Origin of the sequence: Niallia sp. FSL M8-0099, assembly GCF_038006945.1 — a bacterium.
GTDB classification, from domain to species: domain Bacteria; phylum Bacillota; class Bacilli; order Bacillales; family Cytobacillaceae; genus Niallia; species Niallia circulans.
Map to the genome: position 1 here is coordinate 1,194,130 of NZ_JBBOWF010000001.1, position 22,949 is coordinate 1,217,078.

19 protein-coding genes and 1 riboswitch are annotated in these 22,949 nt (G+C 35.5%); of the genes, 15 read left to right on the top strand and 4 right to left on the bottom strand.

What is annotated here, in order from left to right; translation table 11 throughout:
- Window positions 1-50: 50 nt before the first annotated feature.
- The 8 genes from NSQ92_RS05550 to NSQ92_RS05585 all read left to right on the top strand — a co-directional run bounded on the left by NSQ92_RS05550 (window position 51) and on the right by NSQ92_RS05585 (window position 11,695).
- The gene (locus tag NSQ92_RS05550) at window positions 51-1,190 is read left to right on the top strand and encodes a glycoside hydrolase family 88 protein (protein ID WP_095319879.1); all 1,140 of its coding nucleotides are present in this window, start codon (window positions 51-53) and stop codon (window positions 1,188-1,190) included.
- Window positions 1,191-1,232: 42 nt separating this feature from the next.
- Window positions 1,233-3,065 carry a DUF2264 domain-containing protein gene (locus tag NSQ92_RS05555; protein ID WP_341132353.1) on the top strand — a complete coding sequence of 611 codons (1,833 nt, stop codon included), beginning with the start codon at window positions 1,233-1,235 and terminating at the stop codon, window positions 3,063-3,065.
- A 228-nt stretch (window positions 3,066-3,293) separates the two neighbouring features.
- Window positions 3,294-3,375, top strand: a riboswitch (cyclic di-GMP riboswitch).
- 225 nt (window positions 3,376-3,600) lie between these two features.
- Window positions 3,601-4,026 (top strand): ATP-binding protein, encoded by a 426-nt coding sequence (locus tag NSQ92_RS05560; protein ID WP_047941603.1) that lies wholly within the window; start codon window positions 3,601-3,603, stop codon window positions 4,024-4,026.
- Between the two features lie 166 nt (window positions 4,027-4,192).
- Complete coding sequence (locus NSQ92_RS05565; RefSeq protein WP_144579894.1) at window positions 4,193-4,951, top strand: GNAT family N-acetyltransferase; 759 nt, start codon at window positions 4,193-4,195, stop codon at window positions 4,949-4,951.
- A 65-nt stretch (window positions 4,952-5,016) separates the two neighbouring features.
- The gene (locus NSQ92_RS05570) at window positions 5,017-6,036 is read left to right on the top strand and encodes an asparaginase (RefSeq protein ID WP_235850546.1); all 1,020 of its coding nucleotides are present in this window, start codon (window positions 5,017-5,019) and stop codon (window positions 6,034-6,036) included.
- Between the two features lie 21 nt (window positions 6,037-6,057).
- Window positions 6,058-6,957: a CPBP family intramembrane glutamic endopeptidase gene (locus NSQ92_RS05575; protein ID WP_095257698.1), complete on the top strand. Its 900-nt coding sequence runs from the start codon at window positions 6,058-6,060 to the stop codon at window positions 6,955-6,957.
- Between the two features lie 350 nt (window positions 6,958-7,307).
- On the top strand, window positions 7,308-8,273 hold the full coding sequence (locus NSQ92_RS05580) for a S8 family peptidase (protein WP_095257696.1): 966 nt from the start codon (window positions 7,308-7,310) through the stop codon (window positions 8,271-8,273).
- 239 nt (window positions 8,274-8,512) lie between these two features.
- On the top strand, window positions 8,513-11,695 hold the full coding sequence (locus NSQ92_RS05585) for a DEAD/DEAH box helicase (RefSeq protein ID WP_095321832.1): 3,183 nt from the start codon (window positions 8,513-8,515) through the stop codon (window positions 11,693-11,695).
- Between the two features lie 48 nt (window positions 11,696-11,743).
- On the opposite strand, the gene NSQ92_RS05590 is transcribed toward NSQ92_RS05585, so the two are convergent.
- From NSQ92_RS05590 to NSQ92_RS05605, 4 genes are all read right to left on the bottom strand, one after another.
- Window positions 11,744-11,908, bottom strand: coding sequence for a ribbon-helix-helix domain protein (locus tag NSQ92_RS05590; protein WP_047942897.1), 165 nt, complete (start codon window positions 11,906-11,908; stop codon window positions 11,744-11,746).
- Window positions 11,909-11,920: 12 nt separating this feature from the next.
- Window positions 11,921-12,763, bottom strand: a complete 843-nt coding sequence (locus tag NSQ92_RS05595; RefSeq protein ID WP_047942898.1) for an SPFH domain-containing protein — start codon at window positions 12,761-12,763, stop codon at window positions 11,921-11,923.
- Window positions 12,764-12,892: 129 nt separating this feature from the next.
- Complete coding sequence (gene dpsA, locus NSQ92_RS05600) at window positions 12,893-13,768, bottom strand: dipicolinate synthase subunit DpsA (RefSeq protein WP_235850056.1); 876 nt, start codon at window positions 13,766-13,768, stop codon at window positions 12,893-12,895.
- Between the two features lie 129 nt (window positions 13,769-13,897).
- Complete coding sequence (locus NSQ92_RS05605; RefSeq protein ID WP_095257691.1) at window positions 13,898-14,815, bottom strand: helix-turn-helix domain-containing protein; 918 nt, start codon at window positions 14,813-14,815, stop codon at window positions 13,898-13,900.
- Window positions 14,816-14,996: 181 nt separating this feature from the next.
- Here NSQ92_RS05605 and NSQ92_RS05610 point away from each other — a divergent pair, with 181 nt between their 5' ends.
- The 7 genes from NSQ92_RS05610 (at window position 14,997) to NSQ92_RS05640 (ending at window position 22,772) form a co-directional block, all read left to right on the top strand.
- Window positions 14,997-15,713 carry a ThuA domain-containing protein gene (locus tag NSQ92_RS05610; RefSeq protein ID WP_047942901.1) on the top strand — a complete coding sequence of 239 codons (717 nt, stop codon included), beginning with the start codon at window positions 14,997-14,999 and terminating at the stop codon, window positions 15,711-15,713.
- A 19-nt stretch (window positions 15,714-15,732) separates the two neighbouring features.
- On the top strand, window positions 15,733-16,758 hold the full coding sequence (locus NSQ92_RS05615; protein WP_095257689.1) for a Gfo/Idh/MocA family protein: 1,026 nt from the start codon (window positions 15,733-15,735) through the stop codon (window positions 16,756-16,758).
- A gap of 53 nt (window positions 16,759-16,811) precedes the next feature.
- Window positions 16,812-17,780 (top strand): sugar phosphate isomerase/epimerase family protein, encoded by a 969-nt coding sequence (locus NSQ92_RS05620; RefSeq protein ID WP_095257688.1) that lies wholly within the window; start codon window positions 16,812-16,814, stop codon window positions 17,778-17,780.
- A 70-nt stretch (window positions 17,781-17,850) separates the two neighbouring features.
- On the top strand, window positions 17,851-18,900 hold the full coding sequence (locus NSQ92_RS05625) for a Gfo/Idh/MocA family protein (protein ID WP_341152463.1): 1,050 nt from the start codon (window positions 17,851-17,853) through the stop codon (window positions 18,898-18,900).
- A 623-nt stretch (window positions 18,901-19,523) separates the two neighbouring features.
- Window positions 19,524-20,531: a metal ABC transporter substrate-binding protein gene (locus NSQ92_RS05630; RefSeq protein WP_251686854.1), complete on the top strand. Its 1,008-nt coding sequence runs from the start codon at window positions 19,524-19,526 to the stop codon at window positions 20,529-20,531.
- A gap of 138 nt (window positions 20,532-20,669) precedes the next feature.
- Window positions 20,670-21,314 (top strand): SGNH/GDSL hydrolase family protein, encoded by a 645-nt coding sequence (locus NSQ92_RS05635; RefSeq protein WP_341152464.1) that lies wholly within the window; start codon window positions 20,670-20,672, stop codon window positions 21,312-21,314.
- A 177-nt stretch (window positions 21,315-21,491) separates the two neighbouring features.
- Entirely contained in the window at window positions 21,492-22,772 is a 1,281-nt protein-coding gene (locus NSQ92_RS05640; RefSeq protein ID WP_047943007.1) for an MDR family MFS transporter, read from the top strand.
- The last annotated feature ends 177 nt before the right edge of the window (window positions 22,773-22,949 follow it).

A 22,949-nucleotide genomic window follows, 5' to 3' on the forward strand; every position in this document is an offset into this window, starting at 1 on the left:
TTTCTTTTTTGTGTGTATTAGAAAACTATTGGAAGGAGTTGGGTGATTAGATGAGTAAAAAGGAGCAATGGGTGGATGAAGCGTGGGGGTTTGTCATAGAGAAAACGGTACGGAATAATGAAACGATTGGTGCTAATTTCCCCCATGCCAGTATAGAGAAAAGATATGTATTAGAAAGTCCGGAATGGTGGACGGCTGGTTTTTGGCCAGGGGTTTTATGGCAAGTATATCAAGATAATAAAGTGGAAGCACTTAGAAAAACAGCAGAACAGTGTGAAGAAAAACTGGATTATTTATTGTCAGATTCAGAGAAATTAGATCATGATATGGGATTTATGTGGACGTTGACAAGTCTAGCAAACTATAAACTTACGGGCAATAAAGAATCAAGAAGAAGAGGATTATTAGCAGCCAATTTATTATTAGGAAGATTTAATGTCCAAGGTAATTATATTCGTGCATGGAATGCATGGTCTAAGAAGGATGATAATCGCGGTGTCGCAATCATTGATTGTATGATGAACCTTCCACTGCTATACTGGGCTACAGCAGAAACGGGAGATCCACGGTTTAAAATAGCTGCAGAAAAGCATGCCGAAACGGTCTTGAAACATTTTATTCGACCAGATGGTTCCGTACATCATATTGTTGTTTTTAATCCAGAAACTGGAGAAGTAGTAAATAAGCTTGGTGGTCAAGGCTATGCACCAGATAGTGCATGGTCAAGGGGAACTGCCTGGGCTTTGTATGGACTGACACTATCCTACTTACATACAAGTAATAGCGCATTTTTACATGCAGCAAAATCAGTTTCCCACTTTTTTCTTTCTAATCTTCGTTCTAATGAATGTCCTGCTTGGGATTTTCGCATCCCTGAAGATGGCGAAACCAAATACCATTATCCTGATTCATCAGCAGGATCCATTGCAGCCTGTGGCTTACTCCTGCTTGGAACACTGGTAGCCGACTTTGAAAAGCCGGTTTATCAGGAAGCAGGCGCATCTTTATTAAAAACCTTATATATAACTTGTGCTACTCATGCAGATAAAGAAGAGGAAGGATTATTAGGACACGGAACAAGTCACTTTCCCGAGCAAAAAAATATAGACGTCCCATTAATTTATGGGGATTATTATTTTGTGGAGGGACTAAATTTATTGCGACAAAAGGGAGTATTATTCTGGCAGTAAGATTGAAAGGGGTAAGAAAATGTCCTTTAGGAGATGGATCGGTTGAATCAATATAATGTGAAAGTAAAAAAGAATCCATTAAAAACAAGAGAGGATTTAGAACGTGCTTTATATGACTTATACGAACCCTTATTTAAAATAGGGAATGAACAGAAGGCTGGTTTATTGAATCTTGGTACAAATGGCTCCGTATATGGGCAAAAAACAAGAGAATTAGAAGCGTTTTTGCGTCCCTTTTGGGGCTGGGGGCCATTATTTTCTGTAACACCTAATAAATATCCAGCAATAAAACAACAATTAGTAAAAGGGATGATAGAGGGAACAACGCCAACAAGTGATTCTTATTGGGGGATTGCCGGAGAGTATGATCAACGCTTTGTTGAAATGGCAGCACTTTCTTGTACGCTTATTCACAGTAAAGTTGATTTCTGGGATAGTCTATCAACAGTGCAAAAGGAAAACTTAGCTAATTGGCTGTATCAAATCAATGAACATACAATCCCGAATAATAACTGGTTATTTTTTCGCGTATTAGTAAACATAGCATTAAAAAAATGCGGTAGAATGTATAGTTTAGAAAAATTAGAAGCAGATCTTCAACAATTAGATCAATATTATTTAGAAAACGGTTGGTATTTTGATGGATATAAGAATCAAATTGATTACTATATTCCTTTTGCCATGCATTATTACGGATTAATTTATGCAAAAGTGATGGAGGATGAAGATCAAGAAAGGGCAGCGATTTATAAGGAGAGGGCTATTCAGTTTGCTCAAGATTTTAAAGAATGGTTTTCTTCAGACGGATCTGCTATTCCATTTGGCAGAAGTTTAACCTATCGATTTGCACAATCCTCCTTTTGGGCTGCATTGGCATTTGCAGATGTAGAAGCATTGCCTTGGGGACAAATTAAAAAGTTAGTATTAAATAATTTACGGTATTGGTTTAAGCAGTCGATTTTTTCTCCGGAAGGTCTTTTAACGATTGGCTATGGTTACCAAAACTTAAATATGGCGGAAGGCTATAATGCTCCAGGTTCTCCTTATTGGGCTCTAAAGACATTTCTGCTGTTAGCTCTTCCAGAGAATCATCCTTTTTGGCAGGCAGAGGAAGAACCAGTAAAGTTCCTGGAGAAAAGCGTGCAAAAAAGTCCAAGGATGATCATTCGCCATGATTCTGAAGGAAAAGAAGTGCAAGCTTTCACTTCCGGACAGCATTCTCATGAACACGCCCACGCGGATGCAAAATATGAAAAACTTGTGTATTCCACCACTTTTGGCTTTAGTGTACCTAAAGGGAATGTTTTATTAAAGCAAGGAGCATTTGACAATTGTCTGGCACTGTCTGAATGTGATAATCGCTATAGAAGTCGTAGTGGCTGTGAGTCGTATGAAATACATGATGATTATATTGTATCTACATGGAAGCCTTGGAAGGATGTAATAATTGATACGTATCTAATTCCTTTAACTCCTTGGCATGTTCGCATTCATCGCATTCATACAAATAGAGAGCTAGAGACAGCAGAAGGTGGATTTTCTGCACCTGTAACTGAAGGGGCTGCTTATGTAACGAAAGATGAACATAGTCTTTTTTACCCATCGGAAGTAGGAACTACAGGGATTATTGACATCGATGGAAAACGTAAAGCAGACTTAATAATACCTGAGCCTAATACCAATCTACTCTATTCGAAAACAGTATTGCCGACATTAACGTCGCGTTTAGCACCTGGAAAGCATTTATTGGTTTCAAGTATTCTCGGAACGGATAGAGGAGTAGAGGAGATTTCTTTTCAGCCTATCGTTAGTCTAGCACAAGAGTGTGTCATGATTCAGTATAGAAATAGAAAATATGAAATAAAGATAAAATAAGAGTTTATGAGCATCCTATTTAAAGTTAAACTCGAGCAATCATGCGAAAAGAAAATTTCGGATGATTGCTCGAGTTTTTTTCTTTTCCAGATATTTTCTATGGAATTAGAGGAATTTTAAAAAAATTATCGAAATTAAAAAGAGATTTCTTAACATTAGGTTTATGTTTAAATGATATGGGTATATAATACTATATAATTTAAAAATCCTATAGATAGTAAGGGAAATGTAAAGGTAGAAAGCTATGATTAATCAACTTATTTGGGCGCTTTGTTGATTATGAGCTACTAGCGCAACCGGCTAACCAAACATGCTTGTTTAGTTAGCTTTTTTTTATTCAAAAACAAATCTTTAAATAAATTTTAAAGAATGTATAACTCCAGCAGCAAGCAACCGGCAATTTAAGATTCCCGCTTCCATATAAGTTTAACATCCGTTTTATTCCATTGGTGTTTCATTTATTTCAAATGAAGCTATTCTACTATTTTGTCGATTTAATAAGGAGTTTGTGCTTTTTTAAATTGGGGGGCAGCTTATGAGTGGGCTTATTACTTATCAAACAATAGTAATACAAGATCATACGGAAAAAGAATGGAAAGAAAAGCTGAATAAAGAATTTAGAGATTTATTGGATGAGGATTTTTTGCTGAGTGTTGGAATAGGAGAAGCTGTTAATAATGCAATAGAACATGGTAATTATCCCGTTATATTAGAGCTGCAGTATAACCAGAATACACTTGATATGCGAATCAAGGATCACGGCAATGGATTTGATGTGAAGAAGAAATTTCATGATATCGAAAGGTACGGTACGGAAAAGCTTATGAGTGATATTGTGTTGGAGGAAAGAGGAAGAGGAATCTTAATGATGATGCAAATTTTCCAAAAAGTACAATATAATGAAACGGGGAATGAAGTAATTCTATGGAGAGAAACAAGGGAAGATGCGAAAGCAATTTAAATATTCTATTTCAGAGGCGCAGGACTGTTCCAAAGATGGGCAGTCCTATTTTGTTTAAATTTGCTTAATGTCATTTTTTTCTATTAATCTACTGATTTATAAGAATGAATCGTTTATTATAGATATAAAATGGTAAGAAGTTATTGGAAAGGGTAGGAGAAACATCATGGAAAAAGTAACCTATAAGAACATTCATAAAGAAGGAAAACGAATAAAAGAGCGTAGCGATTGGTTCCATGTTCATAATGAGGAAATGCTGCTTCAATATGACAGTAACTATATCCAATTTAAAAAGATGCCCTCTATTCAGGAATTTGAGCTAGTGGAAAATTATTTAAAAACATTTCATCAAAAAACTGGTCAGAAACATCTTAAATTTGTTTTTCCAGAAAATGAGAAATTCACGAAGGAGTTATTGGAGCATATTGTGCAAAATCTTCATTATGAAGTAGGAATGACTGAGCTTTATGCCATTGATCCTCACGAATTTCCGGTTTTATATCCTAGCGAGGACATACTTATTCAGAGTGTAACAGAAGAGAATTTTGAGGATTATTTACAATTAGAATATAATCAAGACTTAGAATATGGTATAGATTATGCAAAAGGGAAAACGGGAATCTATCGGGAAAATTTCAAAAATCCGCAATTTTTACAAGTCATTGCTTACTATAAAGGGCAAGCGGCTGGTGCTTTAGAAGTAATTATTGCAGATAAAACGGTTGAAATTGACGGAATCTTTGTAATTGAAGAATATCAGCGCAAAGGGATTGCTGCTCGCATGCAAAGACAGATCATGGATTTATTTCCTAATAAGACAATTATTTTGCTGGCAGATGGAGAAGATACTCCGAGAGAGATGTATCAAAGACAGAACTATCAAAAACAAGGGTTTCAGTATGAAGCGTTAAAAGAAAATTTCTAGACATGAAGTTCTATGAGTTAATAGCATCATTCAAGATAGAACTGGAAAAGGAGTAGATGAAAGTGATGAAGCCTATACAGGTCTACCGTGGACAATATCTTGAAAGCAGCCATTCTATTCATGTAGCTGTTGTAGACAAAGATGGTAGATTACTATATTTCTATGGGGATCCGGAGAGAATGACCTTTCCTAGATCCTCCATGAAACCCTTTCAAGCCATTCCGCTTATAGAGACAGGAGCGGCAGATTCCTTTTCTTATGATAATGCTGAAATTGCAATTGCGTGTGCTTCTCATGCTGGGGAGTCATTTCATCAGGAGACAATCCTGCGCTTATTAGAAAGATTGGGGATTCAAGAAGATGACTTGCAATGTGGTACACATACTCCATGGAATTTAGAAAGCTATAAGGAACTGCTGCGAAAGGGCAAAGACGTCACCCCCGTATACAGTAATTGTTCTGGTAAGCATGCAGGTATGCTTGCTGCGGCGATTCATATGAAGGAGGACATTGCCACATATCGGGAGGTAGAGCATCCTCATCAACAGCGTATATTGGAAGCAATTGAAACAATATGTGATTTTCCGAAAGAAAAAATAAAGCTGAGTGTAGATGGCTGCGGGGTGCCAGTACATCAATTGCCCCTCTATAATGCAGCACTTGGCTATGCTAGATTAGCAAACCCTGATTCTATTAAGTCGGTAAACCGAATAGATATAGTAAAACGAATTAGGGATAGCATGATGGAGTTTCCAGAAATGGTTGGAGGAACAAATAGGTTTGATACAGACCTAATGAAAGCTTATAAGGGGCGAATTGTATCGAAAGCAGGTGCAGAGGCTGTTCAATGTATGGGACTTATCCAAGAAGGAATCGGAATTGCCATTAAGGTGGAAGATGGCGGAACACGTGCTGTAAATGTCGCTGCAATGGAAGTGTTAAATCAACTAGGATATAAAGAAGAGAACCTATTTACAAATTTAGCTAGATATGTACATGCACCAGTTTTGAATGCTAGAAAAGAAAAAATAGGTGAAATAAGAGCCAACTTCCATTTGGAAGAGGCACTTTCAAGGGGAAAATAATCTATAAAAGGAGAAAGTCGCTTGAGACATTATTTGAATATAAAAGAAGGAAAAAATAGCTGGCCGCGTTATTTAGCGTCTATTTTATTAGCTGTTGGTTTTATGATTGCTGGTTCTATCGTCTATTTTATTGTAGAATTCATACGCGTAGAACTGGATGGGAACGAAGCCACCTATATTGATTTAGATACCGGCATGGTGATGGGCGGAAACGGTACAGTTAGTTTATTAATGACACATATTATTTATATTGTCGCTTTAATTGGTCTATGGATTGGAGTAAGATTTATTCACAAACGAAAATTTCGAACATTAATTACGGGAGAAGACAGAGTAAATTGGAAGAAGATAATCTGGGGATTTATTATATTTTCAGGACTTTTCCTACTTACATCAGCAATTGATTTCCTACTTAATGCTGACGATTATGCATGGAATAACGTATCTTTCGCCCAATTTTTCTTTTTATTCCTTGTGGTTCTACTGTTTGTCCCCATTCAAACAACAGTAGAAGAACTTTTATTTAGAGGATTATTGTTACAATTGGTTGGTAAAAAAATAAAAAATCCCATTTTGTTAGCACTGATAGTGGGATTAATTTTTGGATCGTTACACTTTTCCAATCCTGAAATGAATGATTCGGCCATTTTAGTAGGTTTAGATTATTTACTTGCTGGTTTTGCCTTGACATTTATTGCGGTGAAAACAGGAAGCTTAGAATTATCGATCGGTGCACATGCTGCAAATAATATGATGATTTTCTTGTTTTTTACATATGATGACTCTGTGGCAGGAAATATTCCAAGTCTATTTCAAATCCTTGAAACAAGTCCACAATACTCAATAATTTGGTCATTGCTAATATTCACGGCCTTTTATTTATTAAGTATAAAAAAATATGGTAAGAAGTCTATAAGCTAGTCTATCAAGTAGTTTAGGAATGAGAAAAATTCTACAATAGAAGACGGATATAAAAGACTAGTGTATAAAGGATTTCAGTCGCTCTGAAACCGAACAGTTATACGATGCTGCCGATAAAAATCGTATAATTGTTTGGTTTTTTTTGAATTGCATTAGAAAAAGCACTTACCATTCCTCTTATAGAAAAATTAGAAATTATCCACTACATTTAAAAAAATATAAATAATTTAATAGAACTAGTTAAATAGAACAGATGTTCCTAAATTGAGTCTTAAGCCTCTTACTTTAATAATTCAGAATTGTTAAAATTGTTTTAGTGATATCCATTCTATTATATTAGGAGGCTGTTTATGAAAAAAGAATGCAGAGTAATTCCTTATCAAGTGAAAGAAGTAATGGACGTTTCTGCAGCAGTTCCAAAAGGAATTGAGCTAATTCAGGCACCTGAGTTATGGAATAAAACAAAGGGAAAAGGGATTACAGTTGCCATATTAGATACTGGCTGTGATATCAATCATCCAGATTTACAAGAGCGAATCATTGGTGGAAAAAACTTTACCGATGATGATAATGGCGATCCAGCTATATATATGGATTATAACGGTCATGGAACACATGTAGCTGGAACAATTGGAGCATCAGGAAAAGAAGATGGATTAACGGGAGTAGCACCAGAAATATCCCTTTTAATTGTAAAAGTTTTAAATGGACAAGGCTCAGGGCAGTATGAATGGATTATAAATGGAATTTATTATGCAATTGAGCAGGGAGCAGATATTATCTCCATGAGTCTTGGCGGACCAGAAGATGTGAAAGAATTGCATGAGGCAGTGAAAAAGGCAGTTGAAGCGCAAATTTTAGTCGTTTGTGCAGCTGGAAATGAAGGTGATGGTTTAGATTCTACAGAAGAATTAGGTTATCCAGCTGCTTACAATGAGGTAATAAGTGTAGGAGCAGTAGATTTACAGAGAAATAGCTCTCGCTTTTCTAATTCTAATCGAGAAGTTGATTTAGTAGCACCTGGCGAGGAAATTTTGTCTACCTTTTTAGATGGAAAATATGCTAAATTAACAGGAACATCTATGGCTGCCCCTCATGTGAGTGGGGCTTTAGCATTAGTTAAAATAATCAGTAATAAAGCTTTTGAAAGAAATTTAACAGAGCCAGAATTGTATGCCCAATTAATTAAGAGAACGATTCCATTAGGAAATAAACCAAGTTTAGAAGGGAATGGGATTCTCTATTTAACAGCTCCGGAAGCTTTGATGGAAAAACTTCAATCCACGGTTCAATTACTTGTGTCTAATAGTTTATAAGAAGAACATCCTTGTTAATAAAAAAGTGGACAAACTCCTAAAAGGGTGGTTTGTCCACTTTTCTTATAAAAGAGGAGAGGTGACAGGGCTTATGAATATAGGGAATAATAAAATTCCATTACTGAGAGGGAGCTACATAAATTTACCGTAACAAGACAATAGAAATGTTTTAAAAAAAGTAGTAAAGTGAAAGAGGATAATTGTACGTAACTGGATTTTGATAGAAGGAGAATAAATTGTTGAATACTGTCATTACACGAAAAATGATTTTGGAAATGTGTGGTCCTGTTTCTTTAAAAAGAGGGGAAGCATTCTCGAAAAATCATAAGGTGATTTTTAAAGAATATAGAGATAATTATTGTGAAGCTTTCGTTCAAGCATCTGAAGATTTTGCGGTAATGGTTGCAATCGACGGGGAAGAAATAAAAGCAACATGTTCTTGTCCGAAACTAGCTTCTTTTCAAAAAGAATGTCAGCATATTGCAGCTGTATTAGTGGAAATAAAAAAATTTCAAATGAACGGAAAAGCTCCTTCCACTACCGATGAAAAAAACATGGATGTATCGGGAGATTTTTTTGCATTATTTAATCAGAGTGAAACTCTATCAACAAAAAAGCAGCGCCATTTTGAAAAGCGAGAAGTGATTCCAGTTGAATTTATGCTAAAAGTCATTCCAATCGACTCGGAAACCAATCTGTTTGGAATAGAAATTCAGCTATTATCCCATCCAATAAAAGATATTCGTTTGTTTTTAGAAAGAATAAAGAGCGGAAAAGCTTATTCATTTAGTTCAGAATTAGAATTTAATCCAAAGCTTCATTGTGTAAAGGAAGAAAGTGAAGCAATCCTACAAGAGTTAGGAAAAGTAATAGAGGATGAAAGGATATTTTTGAATCATCATCAGGGAGTAAGTAATATATGGGGAGACAGTATTTTGTTAATTCCCCCTTCCTCTTGGATTCCTCTTCGTTCTCATTGGAAGGAATTAGGTTATTATGATCCGAATAAAGAGACTATGGTGCCCTTAAATGTTTCAAATGAAGTCCTGCCTTTAAGATTTCATTTATACCAGCATGAAACTGGAAGCTATCAATTAAATGTACATGGAATGGAATCCATTCAGTTCCTGCATCAATATTATGCTGTTCTGGTAGAGGGAAATGTGCGGCAATTGGAAGCAGAAGACTTTAAAAGACTTATTGAGATAAAGAAAATGATGGAAAAAGTGGGCAAGAGCTTTATTCCTATTGCACTCAATCAATTGGATTTCTTTTTAGAAAAGATAGCCCCAAGCTTAAAAAAATTTGGGGAGGTTCAATTAGAGAGAGAGCTTTCCAAAAAAATGGGTAAGACTCCCCTGCAAGCTGAGCTTTATTTAGATAGAGTAAACAATCGATTGCTGGCAAGCGTAGAATTTCGCTATGATTATATTGTCATCAATCCAGTTCAAGAACGGAACAAAGAAGTAGAAGCAGTGCTACTTAGAGATTGGAAGAAAGAAGAACAAATTATAGAGTTAATGGATAGCAGTTCATTTGCGAAAACAGATAGTGGTTATATGCTTTATAACGAGGAATTGGAGTTTGACTTTTTATATTATGTATTACCAAAGCTGCAAAAGCTTGTAAAAGTTTACGCAACAACAGCTATTAGAAATCGAATTTTCAAGGAAAAAACATGGCCAAGGTTTACGGTGAAATTAAAAAAAGACCGTATTAACTGGCTTGAATTTAAATTTGAGATGGAAGGTTTTCCAGAGCGAGAAATCAAAGGCTTGTTAGCTGCTTTGGAAGAAAAGCGGAAATACTATCGCTTGCAAGATGGCTCTCTTTTTGCTCTGCAAACAAGGGAGATGGAGGAAGTGCAAAGGTATCTTCAATCTCCGCAAATAAAGGACAAGGACTTTATAAGTGGGTTTGAGCTGACACTTTTAGAAAGCTTATCTTTTATAGAAGAAGATCGAAAAATCTTTGCTTTAGATGAATCGTATCAGCAGCTGATTGATTCCTTCTTGCATCCAGAAAAGCTAAATATTAAAGTTCCTGCGGATTTAAACAATGTCTTGAAATCGTATCAAATAGATGGCTATAAATGGCTGAAAACATTAGCGCAATATCAATTTGGCGGCATTTTAGCGGATGATATGGGATTAGGAAAAACATTGCAAAGTATTGCCTTTATTCAATCTGAATTGCCTGTGATGAGAAAAGCGAAACAACCGGTGTTAGTTGTATGTCCTTCTTCTTTATTATACAACTGGCAAAGAGAAATTATGAAATTTGCTCCGGAAATTCAGTGCCTTATACTTGATGGAGCTAAAAAGGAAAGAGCTGCGCTGCAAAAGGATTTAGAAAACATCGATGTAATCATAACGTCATATCCATTAGTTAGACAGGATATTTCATGGTATGAACAGCAAGTTTTCCATACAGTGTTTTTTGATGAAGCTCAGTATTTTAAAAATCCACTATCACAAACAGCAAAAACAGTGAAGAAACTAAAAGCGGTTAATCGCTTTGCTTTAACCGGCACTCCACTTGAGAATTCCATTGAAGAACTTTGGTCTATCTTCCATATTGTATTTCCTGAATTATTCAAAGGCCTGAAGGAATATGCGAATTTAACCAATAAACAAATTGCGAAAAAAATAAGACCATTTATGCTGCGCCGCTTAAAAGAGGATGTATTGGCCGAACTTCCTGAGAAAAGGGAATGGAGCGAAATAGTGGAATTATTACCAGAACAGAAAAGATTGTATGCAGCCTATCTCGCGAAATTAAGACATGATGCCTTAAAGCATTTAAACAAAGAAACCCTTCGAAAAAATAAAATTAGAATTCTTGCTGGATTAACGAGACTGCGGCAAATATGCTGTCATCCAGCCCTATTTGTTGACAATTATCATGGAAAGTCTGCTAAACTAAATCATCTAATGGAACTAATTGAGGAAGCACAGCGATCTAATCGCAGGGTGCTGATTTTTTCTCAATTTACAAGTATGCTTGAAATAATTGGCCAAGAATTAGCAAAAAAGGGATTAGCCTATTTTTATTTAGATGGGAGCACTCCTTCAGATGAGAGAGTGGAATTATGTCATCGCTACAATTTAGGAGAGCGAGATTATTTTTTAATAAGCTTAAAAGCAGGGGGAACAGGCCTTAATTTAATGACTGCAGATACTGTTATTTTGTATGATACGTGGTGGAATCCAGCGGTCGAAGAACAGGCGGCGGATCGTGCTCACCGCATAGGACAGGAGAATGTAGTGGATGTAATTAAGCTCTTCTCTAAAGGCACAATTGAAGAGAAGATATATGAATTGCAGGAAAAGAAAAAGACTTTAGTAGATGAAATTATCGATTCAGATGATAAAGTAATTTCTTCTCTAACAGAAGAGGACTTAAGAGAATTGTTAAGTTAATCCATTAAAAAAGGAGGCCATTATTTGGGCCTCTTTTTTTAATGTAAATCAATTTTCTTTTTGTTTTGGATACCGCTTGGCTTTTTTGGCAGCTTCACGAAGTAAATACTCAATATGACTATTTATACTGCGAAAATCATCCGCAGCCCATTTTTGCAGGACTTCGTATAGCTCTGGATCAATGCGTAATGGAAAGCTTTTTTTCTTCGTCATTTATACCACTCATTAATATAAAGTACCTGTATTAATTACAGGAGTCGTAGGATTTTCAGAAACAATCGCTACTAGTAAATTATTTACTAATTGTACCTTTCTTTCATCATCTAATTCAATGATTTTATCCTGTTCCAGTTGATTAATGGCCATTTGTGCCATTCCAACTGCTCCTTCGACGATTTTCTGACGAGCAGAAATGATAGCAGAGGCTTGCTGACGCTGTAACATCGCTTGGGCAATTTCAGTAGAATAAGCTAAATGAGTTAATCTAGCTTCAATTACTTCCACTCCTGCGAGGTCTAGACGAGCTTGTAATTCGGTCGTAAGTTCATTGGAGACTTCCTCTGCATTTCCCCTTAAAGTTAGTTCTACATTTTCAAATGTATCATATGGGTATTTTGTTGCAACATGGCGGATAGCTGTTTCACTTTGGATTTCAACAAATTCTTCGTAATTATCTACATCAAAAATGGCTTTTGCAGAATCAATAACTTTAAAAACAATAACGGCAGCAATTTCAATTGGATTTCCATCAACATCATTTACTTTTAAACGTTTACTATTGAAATTACGCACGCGTAAGGAAATAGTTTTTCGTAAAGTAAGAGGGATGGTTAAAAATAATCCACTGCTGCGAATCGTACCAAGATATTTTCCAAAAAAGGTTACAACAACAGCCTGATTAGGTTGAATAATTGTTATCCCACTGCCTAGAAGAACAGCTATAAGGAAGAAGGGAATGGCAGCACCTGGAATTTCCTGCACAAGAAAATAGACACCGAGAAAAAGGGATATGGCAATAAGTAAAACGCCAATAAATCCATTAAAATGAAACGCATTTTTTTCTTTCAACTAAATCACTCCTATAATTTCAATTTGATATAATTATGATATCACTTTTGTATAAAATTGTAAAACGATTAATGCTGAAATTTTCATAAAAAAGGAGATAGCTATTAACTATCCCCTGAAAGTTGTACCTTAATTTATTTTTAGCAATTCCAGCAGTGTTTTGCCAATTATTGTACCAGCCGTCTTTGGTGCAACTTTTGCCGGTAAACCAAGGGCCCAAAGGGTTTGGATATTGTGTTCCTTGGCAGCTGCAAAATCGGTTCCCCCTGGTTTGCTGGCTAAATCAATAATTAAAGCATTGCTCGATAAATTCTTTATAAGCTTAGATGTTAAAAGCAGTGTTGGAACCGTATTGATAACAATCTGCTGAAGAGGTATTTCTGATTCTAGTGAAGATTCAAAAATTGCAGCTAACCTCATTTCTATCACTCTTGCCTCATCCTCTTTTTTTCGAACTAAAACAGTTACTTTTGCACCGACAGCAGAAAATAGACGAGCCACAGTCTTACCGACTCTGCCAAAACCGAGTACTAGCACTTGGGCATTATGTATTGTAATATCTGTATGCTTGATGGCGAGCATTAGCGCTCCCTCTGCAGTTGGGATAGAATTATGGATAGCCACATCATTTCTTGCAAAAAGAGCAACCAAGTTTCGATTTGTTTCTGCAGCCAATTGTTTTAAATAAGGAGTGATAATACCGGAATATATAGTACAATTAGATTTTGTTTTAATAATCAACTCTTTTGTTAGAACAATCTTTTCTTTAGAAAATACCGATTCAGCAATTCCATCTTCTTGAATGCCCGGAATGGGAAGTAGAATAGTATCCACTTCATGAAGTGGAGCTGTTTGCCAATTTATTTTCCGCACATTTTTATAAGAAACAGAAGCATCTTCGAAACCGATCAAATAAATTTTGTTTAGCTTTGGTGCAAGAAGGCGGATTACTTCGAGCTGTCTAGAGTCCCCGCCGATGATTAATAATACATGATTTCCGTTCAATTTTTTGCACCCTTTCCTTTGTAAATAGTACGCCTCCATACAGTAAATATATGGAGGTGTATAATGGTTCAGAATAATTTTTACGGAGAAAAAAGTGCTGGTGCACTAGGTGGCGGGTTTTATTATATATTATAAGGCGCTTGCATTTAACATTCTATTTTTAAAGGCTTTAGGCGAGCATTGATTTTCTCTTTTAAACAGTTTGTAGAATTGCGCCATATTTGTTATGCCGACTTCATAGCTTATTTCTAATATACTTTTGTCAGTTGTTAAAAGTAATAATTCAGCTTTTTTTATTCGCTTTATATTTATATAATCTACAAACGACAATCCCATTACTTTTTTAAAGTACTTGATAAAATAATGATAGCTGAAATTCAGTAGCTTACTGACATCTTCGACAAGTATTCTTTCTTCTAAATGGCTGTCAATATAATCTAAAACAGGTTTAAGTTTGGCAAGGTCTTGTTCTTCTGAATATTGGAGCATATTTTTAGTATCGTTTCGTACACATAAAAGAAGAAGTCGTTTGATGGAATAATTGATAGCTATCTCATAGCCCTTTTCTTTCGTTTGACTTTCTCTATGAATCTCATTTATTAAGGAATGTACTTCTTGTTTTATTTCCTTATTATCTTCAAATATGTAATTTATCTTGTCTAATGGATGTGTTAATTCTGAAAAACAATAGAAATAAGGAAGGATACTTTGGTCAAAGTGTTTATGTAGATCAATTTGTAAGACAATATAACGCAAATTGCCTTTCTTCACTTTACTTGTTCTGTGTGGTTGTGACGCTCCCATAATAAGAACGTCCCCTGAAGTAATCGATAGATACCTTTCTTTTGTTTGTACCGCCAAATCTCCATCTATCATGGCAAGTAATTCTACTTCTTTATGGTAATGCCAAGGGTAATCATCAACTGGAGTCATTACATCTTCCCTCTCATCATTTATCTCCCACACTTTTAAAGACAATAGAGGGTTTTGATAAACTACTTTTTCATTTACTGGTTGATTAAAGGTGTGCTTTGTCTCCCTTTCCACTTTTTGTTCCCCTCCTATTCGACGAGACTATATGGTTAGGTGCTCTTTTCTATTTTAGCAAAAAGCAAGCAAGTAAATGACATAATTGCATAAAAAAATGACAAGATTAAGCATTTTTTTATACGCTTACATTTCATATAATGAAGCCATCATATTGTAAGGGAGAAGGAGTGGCTACATAATGATCACAATTTGGAATGAAAACCGGCATGAAAAGAAAAATCCAACCGTAGCAGAAATATATCCAAATGGCATTCATGGTGCGATTGCTGCGTTTTTGGAGAAAGAAGGTTATGAAACACATACTGCAACATTAGATGAACCAGACCATGGATTAACGGAGGAAGTTTTGAATAATACAGACGTATTAGTATGGTGGGGACATTTAGCACATCACGAGGTAGAAGATGAAATTGTGTTAAAAGTAAAACAGCGTGTTTTAGATGGGATGGGGTTAATTGTTTTACATTCCGGTCATTTTTCGAAAATTTTTAAAGCGTTAATGGGCACAACCTGTAATTTAAAATGGCGAGAAGCAGATGATCGCGAACGCTTATGGGTAGTAGCACCTAATCATCCAATTGTGGAAGGAATTAATGAATATATCGAATTAGAAAAGGAAGAAATGTATGGCGAACATTTCGATATACCAGCACCAGATGAATTGATCTTCACAAGCTGGTTTGAAGGTGGAGAGGTATTCCGAAGCGGTTGTACGTATGCAAGAGGGAATGGAAAAGTGTTTTATTTTAGACCAGGACATGAAACGTATCCAACCTATCACCATCAAGAAATTCAGCAAGTTATTATTAATGCAGTAAAGTGGGCAGCACCAGTGAAAAGAGAGAAGCCTGTTTATGGCAACGCCCAGCCTTTAGAGACAATTTCAGATAAATAATATAGAGGGGGAAAATATAATGGTTTCATTAAAAGTAGGCGTAATTGGATGTGGAAGTATCGCACAGCATCGTCATATTCCTGAATATCTGTTGAATAAACAAGTGGAATTGGTAGCCGTCTGTGACATCAATGAGGAAAGAGCAGCTGAAATTGCGGAAAAATATCAAGCGCAAGCATTTACCGATTATAAAGAATTATTAAAAATGGATGAGTTAGATGCGGTTAGTGTGTGTACACCAAACTATCTTCATGCCCCTATTTCTATTGATGCTTTGAATGCTGGCAAACATGTTCTTTGTGAAAAGCCAATGGCAACATCAAAAGAAGAGGCTGAGCAAATGATACAAGCTGCTAAAAAAAGTGGGAAAAAATTGATGATTGGACATAACCAGCGTTTTGTTGCATCCCATCAAAAAGCACATCAATTAATTAAAAGCGGAGAAATTGGTAAAGTGTACAGCTTCCGCACAACATTTGGTCATGGTGGTCCAGAAGGCTGGAGTGTTGATGGTAAAGAGAGCTGGTTCTTTAAAAAAGAAGAAGCATTTATTGGTGCTATGGGAGATTTAGGTGTTCATAAAGCAGATTTATTAAGATTTGTATTAGGAGAGGAATTTACAGAGGTAGGAGCATTTGTAGAAACAAATGCAAAAGACTTCTCTACTGTAGATGATAATGCTGTTTGTATATTAAAAACAGATAGCGGCATTATTGGAACGTTGACTGCGAGCTGGGCTTATCGTGGAAAAGAAGATAATTCAACTGTTATTTATGCAGAAAAAGCCGTCATTCGTTTAGAAGATGATCCAAACTATTCGTTAATTATCCAATATACCAATGGGGAAAAAGTAAATTATGAATTAGGCAGAATTCAATCAAATAATGATGGTGGACAAAATAAGACTGGTGTTATAGATCATTTTGTGGAATGTATTTTAGAAGATAAAGAGCCGCTTATTAGCGGAGAAGAAGGAAAAAAATCTTTGGCGATCATTCTTGCAGCCTTGGAATCACAAGCATCGAAGACTATTACCAAAATATAGGTATATAGAAGGAAAGAATATAGGAAAATTGGAAGGAATGGAGAGGAGCTCTCATGAAATTAGGCGTGTTTACCGTATTATTTGCAGACAAATCATTTGAAGAAATGCTTGATGCAGTAAAAGAGGCTGGTATTCAAGCAGTTGAAATAGGTACTGGCGGCTATCCTGGAAACAATCATTGTAATGTAGATGAATTATTAGAATCAGAAGAAAAGAGAAAAGAATATCTAAAAAAGGTGACAGAACGTGATTTAATCATAAGTGCATTCAGTTGTCATGGAAATCCAATCTCTCCAGAAGAAGCATTTGCAAAGGAATCGCATGAGACATTGATTAAAACAATCAAACTAGCATCCTTGATGAATGTTCCGGTTGTAAACTGTTTTTCAGGAACGGCCGGGGATCATGATGGTGCGAAATATCCAAACTGGCCAGTTACGCCATGGCCAAATGAATATTCTGATGTGAAAAAATGGCAATGGGAAGAAAAGTTAATCCCTTATTGGAAAGAAGTAGGGCATATTGCAAAAGAGAGTGGTGTGAAGATTGGATTAGAGCTGCACGGCGGATTCCTAGTGCATACTCCATATACTTTATTAAAATTACGAGAGGAAACTTGTGATGCGATTGGCGCAAACTTGGATCCAAGTCATTTATGGTGGCAAGGTATTAATCCGGTTGCTGCGATTAAAATTTTAGCAAAGGAAAAAGCTATTCATCATTTTCATGCAAAAGATACGTATATTGACCAGGATAATGTTAATATGTATGGCTTAACAGATATGCAGCCATACGGTGAAGTTCAGACAAGGGCCTGGACATTTCGTTCCGTTGGATGTGGACATAGTGTAAGTGAATGGTCAGATATGATGAGTGCTTTAAGAACATATGGGTACGATTATGTTGTCAGCATTGAACATGAGGACCCAATTATGTCTATTAGGGAAGGATTAACAAGAGCGGTTACTAATTTAAAATCCGTTTTAATTGAAGATGCTCCTTCTCAAATGTGGTGGGTTTAGGTTTATTAAGTATAAAGAAATACTTGAATAAATAGACATTCATTAAATAGTGGAAACGGGGGAGAGAAACATGTCCAAATTAAAGGTAGCGATTATTGGTTGTGGTAATATTTTTCCTATGCACGCCCAATCAATTGTCTCAAGAGAGGATGCAGAGTTAGTAGCAGTTTGTGATGTAAAGCCTGAACGAGCAGAAGAAAAAGCTAAAATTTATGGCTGTGCCGCTTATACAGACTATAAGGAAATGTTTGAACAGGAAAGTTTAGATGTGTTGCATATTTGTCTGCCACATCATTTGCATGCACCAGTGACAATTGAAGCTGCGAAAAAACAGATTCATATATTAACAGAAAAACCTATGTCTATTCATTATGATGATGCTGTTGAAATGGTGGAAACAGCGAAGGAAAATAAGGTTACCCTTGGTGTTATTTTTCAAAATCGTTATAATCCTGGCTCCCAGCTCATAAAGAAAATGTTGGATAATGGAGAACTTGGCAAGATTAAATCAGGAAAACTATCTGTTACATGGGACCGTTCTGATGAGTATTATCAAAAAAGTGATTGGAAAGGGACATGGGAGAAAGAAGGTGGCGGAGTTATAATTGATCAAGCAATTCATACAATGGATTTGATGAGATGGTTTGTGAATGCCGACATTAACTATGTAGATGCATCAATAAGCAATCGTGCACATGAAATTATTGAGGTGGAAGATGCAGCTGAAGGAGTTATAGCATATAAGAATGGCATTGTTACTGCATTTCATGCTATAAATTATTATACGTATGACGCGCCAGTTGAAATTGAGCTGCATTGTGAAAAGGGAATCGCCAAAATGGTAGCTGACCGGGCAACTGTTCGATTAATGGATGGAAGAGAATTCATCGCAGATAATAATCCGCAAGAAACGTTTCATTATGAAAATGGAGTAAAAGGGTATTGGGGAGTAAGTCATGTAAAGCAAATCAATAATTTTTACGATTCGTTAGCAACAGGAATTCCTTTAGATGTCACGGGGGAAGAAGCGCTAAAAACCCAAAAAATGATTTGTGCCGTGTATGAATCAGGAAAGAAAAAAGAACGTGTTTACTTTAAATCGACGGTAGAAACCAAATAAAGCTAATAATAGCAGTAGATGTATTTAAGAAAGGCTATATTACTTCCAAATTATGGGTTAGTATAGCCTTTTTTCTTTTAAAATCAATTTACAGGTTCTTTAAATAGTTAGGATAAAAATAAAAAAACACTTTACAAATCGTAATCGTTACGGTTAATATAAGAAAGTCGATGGAATAATCTTTTAATCTTAATGTAATTTTATAAATCGTAATAGTTTCGGTTTGTTTGGAATGGAGTTTATTTAATCATAGTAATTCCTAGACGTGCATGAATCGCCGGCAGGTGGTAAAAAAACATGTTGAGAGAATAAGTGACATTCAGGTTTCTCGGTGGATAGGTGTAAGGCAAAGTGAGAATAGTAGTTTTTGAACAAATGCGATATCCATAGTTTTCATACATAATTTAAACTTTGATCTTACAGGGCTATATTATATCTTGGGTATGAACAAACAAAGGTTTGGTCATTATGAGAGTAAAAAAACACTAGTTTTTACAGAAACAGAGATCGCAATTAAAATTTAAAATTAAGGAGAACAGAATAATCCAGATCGAATGGAGCTTATATTGTTTAATATTAAAAGAAATGCATAAAGAAAGTAAATAAAAGGCAGGGTGATAAAAATGGGGAAAAAATTTACATTAGTAACTATTATGTTACTTGCAATATTGGTGATAGCTGCATGTGGAAAAGGAGAAAATAATGCTTCCAACGGGGCAAATAAAGAGAAACTGAAGATCATGACTACCTTTTATCCTATGTATGAGTTTACCAAAAATATAGCTGGTGACAAGGCAGATGTAAACTTACTTATTCCTTCGAATCAAGAACCACATGGATGGGAGCCAACACCAAAAGATATCGCCAATGTGCAAACTTCAGATTTATTTGTTTTTAATAGTATATATATGGAAAGTTTTGTAGATACAATTAAATCTGCTGTTGATAATAAAGAAACAGTGTTTGTTGAAGCAAGTAAAGGTATTACATTAAAAGAGGGAATAACAGATGAGCATGATCATGAAGGCGAAGAAGGAGAGCACGAGCATAATGGGGAAGAAGCTGACCATGACCATGAAAGTGAAGAAGCAGAGCATGAGCATAGTCATGAGAAAGATCCCCATGTCTGGTTAAGTCCAGCACTAGCGATTAAAGAAGTAGAAACAATTACAGAGAGCATGATTAAAGCGGATCCAGACAATAAAGAAACATATCAAAAGAACAGTGAAAAATATATTGCGAAATTAACTGCACTTGACCAAAAATATCAGGATGAACTAAGCAAAGTAGCGAAAAAAGAAATGATTACACAACATGCCGCATTTGGATATTTAGCAAGTGAATATGGACTAACTCAAGTACCAATCTCTGGGATATCACCAGAACAAGAGCCAAATGCACAAAGATTAGCTGAATTAAAAGATTTTGCAAAAGAACATGATATTAGCGTTATTTATTTTGAAGAAACGGCTTCGCAAAAAGTTGCAGATACGCTTGCCACTGAAATTGGGGCAAGAACAGAAGTACTAAGCACCTTAGAAGCGTTAAGCAAAGAAGATGAAGAAAGTGGAATGGATTATATTAAAGTAATGGAACGTAATTTAGAAAAAATTGTCCAGGCACAACAATAATTGAATTTCTTACAGCCTCTCTTGGAGTTTTTTAATTTCCGATTGAGGCTTTTTGTATGGGAAGAAATGGAAGGTTGCTTTGCGAAAGAAATACATGCTATTGTATAAATGAAAACGTTCTATGGAGGGATAATTGGGATGGAAGCAAATCAACGATTCGTATTTATAGGAGATAGTATTACATATGCGGGAAAAATGGAAGATAGGGAAGGCATTGGTTATGGGTATGTTCGTTATATTAAAGACTACTTTACTATTAATCAACCAGAAGCATTGCCAAGTATTGTTAATAAAGGGATAAATGGAAATAGAATCACTGATTTAGAACAACGCTGGGAAGCAGATGTCCTCTCCTTACGTCCAGATCTAGTCTCTATATCAATTGGAATTAATGATGTATGGAGACAGTTAGAACAGCCTCAACTAGAACAGGTTACTCCAGCTAAATTTAGCACTATTTACAATCGTTTATTAGAAAAAGTAAAAAAGGAAACAAATGCTAGTATTTTTTTGATGGAGCCAACCGTAATTGAGGAAGCGATTGAAGCAGAAGGCAATATTCTTTTAAAAGATTATGTATCAGTCATTCATCATATAGCAGCCAAGTATGATGCAGTAGTTGTGCCTACACATCAAGTATTTATGGAATATTTACAAAAACAAAATCATCAAGTATTAACGACAGATGGAGTACATATGAATTCTGCTGGTAATATGCTAATGGCGCAAACATGGTTACAGGTATACAAAAAGTTTAAGGAAGATAAAAGTAGTTTTAGATAATCGATAAAAAGAGGAAAGGATTGAAAACATGTCACTTATCGATAGACTAACTAATATAAAATCTATTTAAAAGGATATAGAGACATCATTATAATAGAAAAGAAAGTCTTTCCTAAACCGAAATATCAAGGTATGATAGGGGAAATAAATAGAAAGAGAGTGACAACTATCATGACGATGCGACTTAGAGATTGGGATCGGAATTTAAAGATTCGTCTTGCTGGTGAATCAACTGTTAATGTAACATTTTGGATGTTTTTTCCATTTTTAGCAATATACTTTACAGAATCCTTTGGGAAATCAATTGCAGGATTCTTATTAATACTTTCTCAAGCCTTTTCTGTTGTTGCTAATTTGCTTGGCGGCTATTATGCTGATAAATTCGGTAGAAAGAAAATGATGGTAATATCAAGTCTTGCCCAAGGAATTGCCTATTTAATCTTTGCTTTTGCTAGCTCTCCGTGGCTTGATTCCCCAGCTATTAGTTTTATCTGTTTCACTGTTATCAGCTTGTTTACTAGTATTTATTGGCCAGCAAGCCAAGCGATGGTAGCTGATGTAGTAAACGAAAAAGACAGAAGCAGTGTTTTTGCTATTTTTTATACTTCTACCAATATTGCAGTAGTAATTGGCCCGATTCTTGGCGGATTCTTTTATAAAGATTATCGTTTTTTCCTCCTTTTAGCAGCTGGACTATTAAATATTATATTGAGTATAGTTTTAAAAACTTGGATTGCTGAAACAGCTCCGCCATATAAAGAACTAGATGATAAGAAAAAGAATTGGGCTATGGCGCTTGGGGCACAGTTAAAAGACTATCAGGTGATAGTAAGGGACCGAACGTTTTTACTGTTTATTTTAGCGGGAGTATTAATAGGGCAAACCTTTATGCAGCTAGATTTATTATTACCAGTTTATGTAGATGAAATGGTTGCTACGCAAAACTTATTTTCTCTTGGCAATTGGTCTCTAGAAATTCAAAGTACACAAGCTTTTGGATTAATACTAGCAGAAAATGGATTGGTCGTAGCCTTATTTACCATAATTGTTACAAGATGGATGTCTAAATTTAAAGAGAAGAATGTTTTTATTATTTCCTCCTTTATATATGCGATCGCAGTTATCATGTTTAGCCAAACTAGTTTAATTTGGGGGTTAATGTTCGCGATGCTCTTATTTAGTTTTGCAGAATTGATGACAGCAGGAATTCAACAAAGTTTTATTTCTGAGATTGCTCCCGAGGATCAGCGTGGTAAATATTTTGCGGCAGCAAGTCTGCGGTTCACTTTTTCAAAAATGATTGCTCCATTATCCATTCCGATGAGTGCCTGGTTCGGATTTGAATGGACATTTTTCATTATTGCTATATTAGCGATAATAAGTGCGTTCATTTATCAGGTGATGTTCAAACAATTTGAAACGAAAAAAAGAAAGTTAAATACAGTGAAACCACTATGACGAGTATAAAAGGTATAATGTATGGGAGATTTCCAGCTTCGAACGTTTGCTTTATAATCTGATCATTTTCTAATATAACACTTTCTTAATGGCTATTTTTATAACTAATTAGGAAGGTGTTTTTCTTTTAAAGGCTTTATTTTTATAACTAATTAGGAAGGTGTTTTTCTTTTAAAG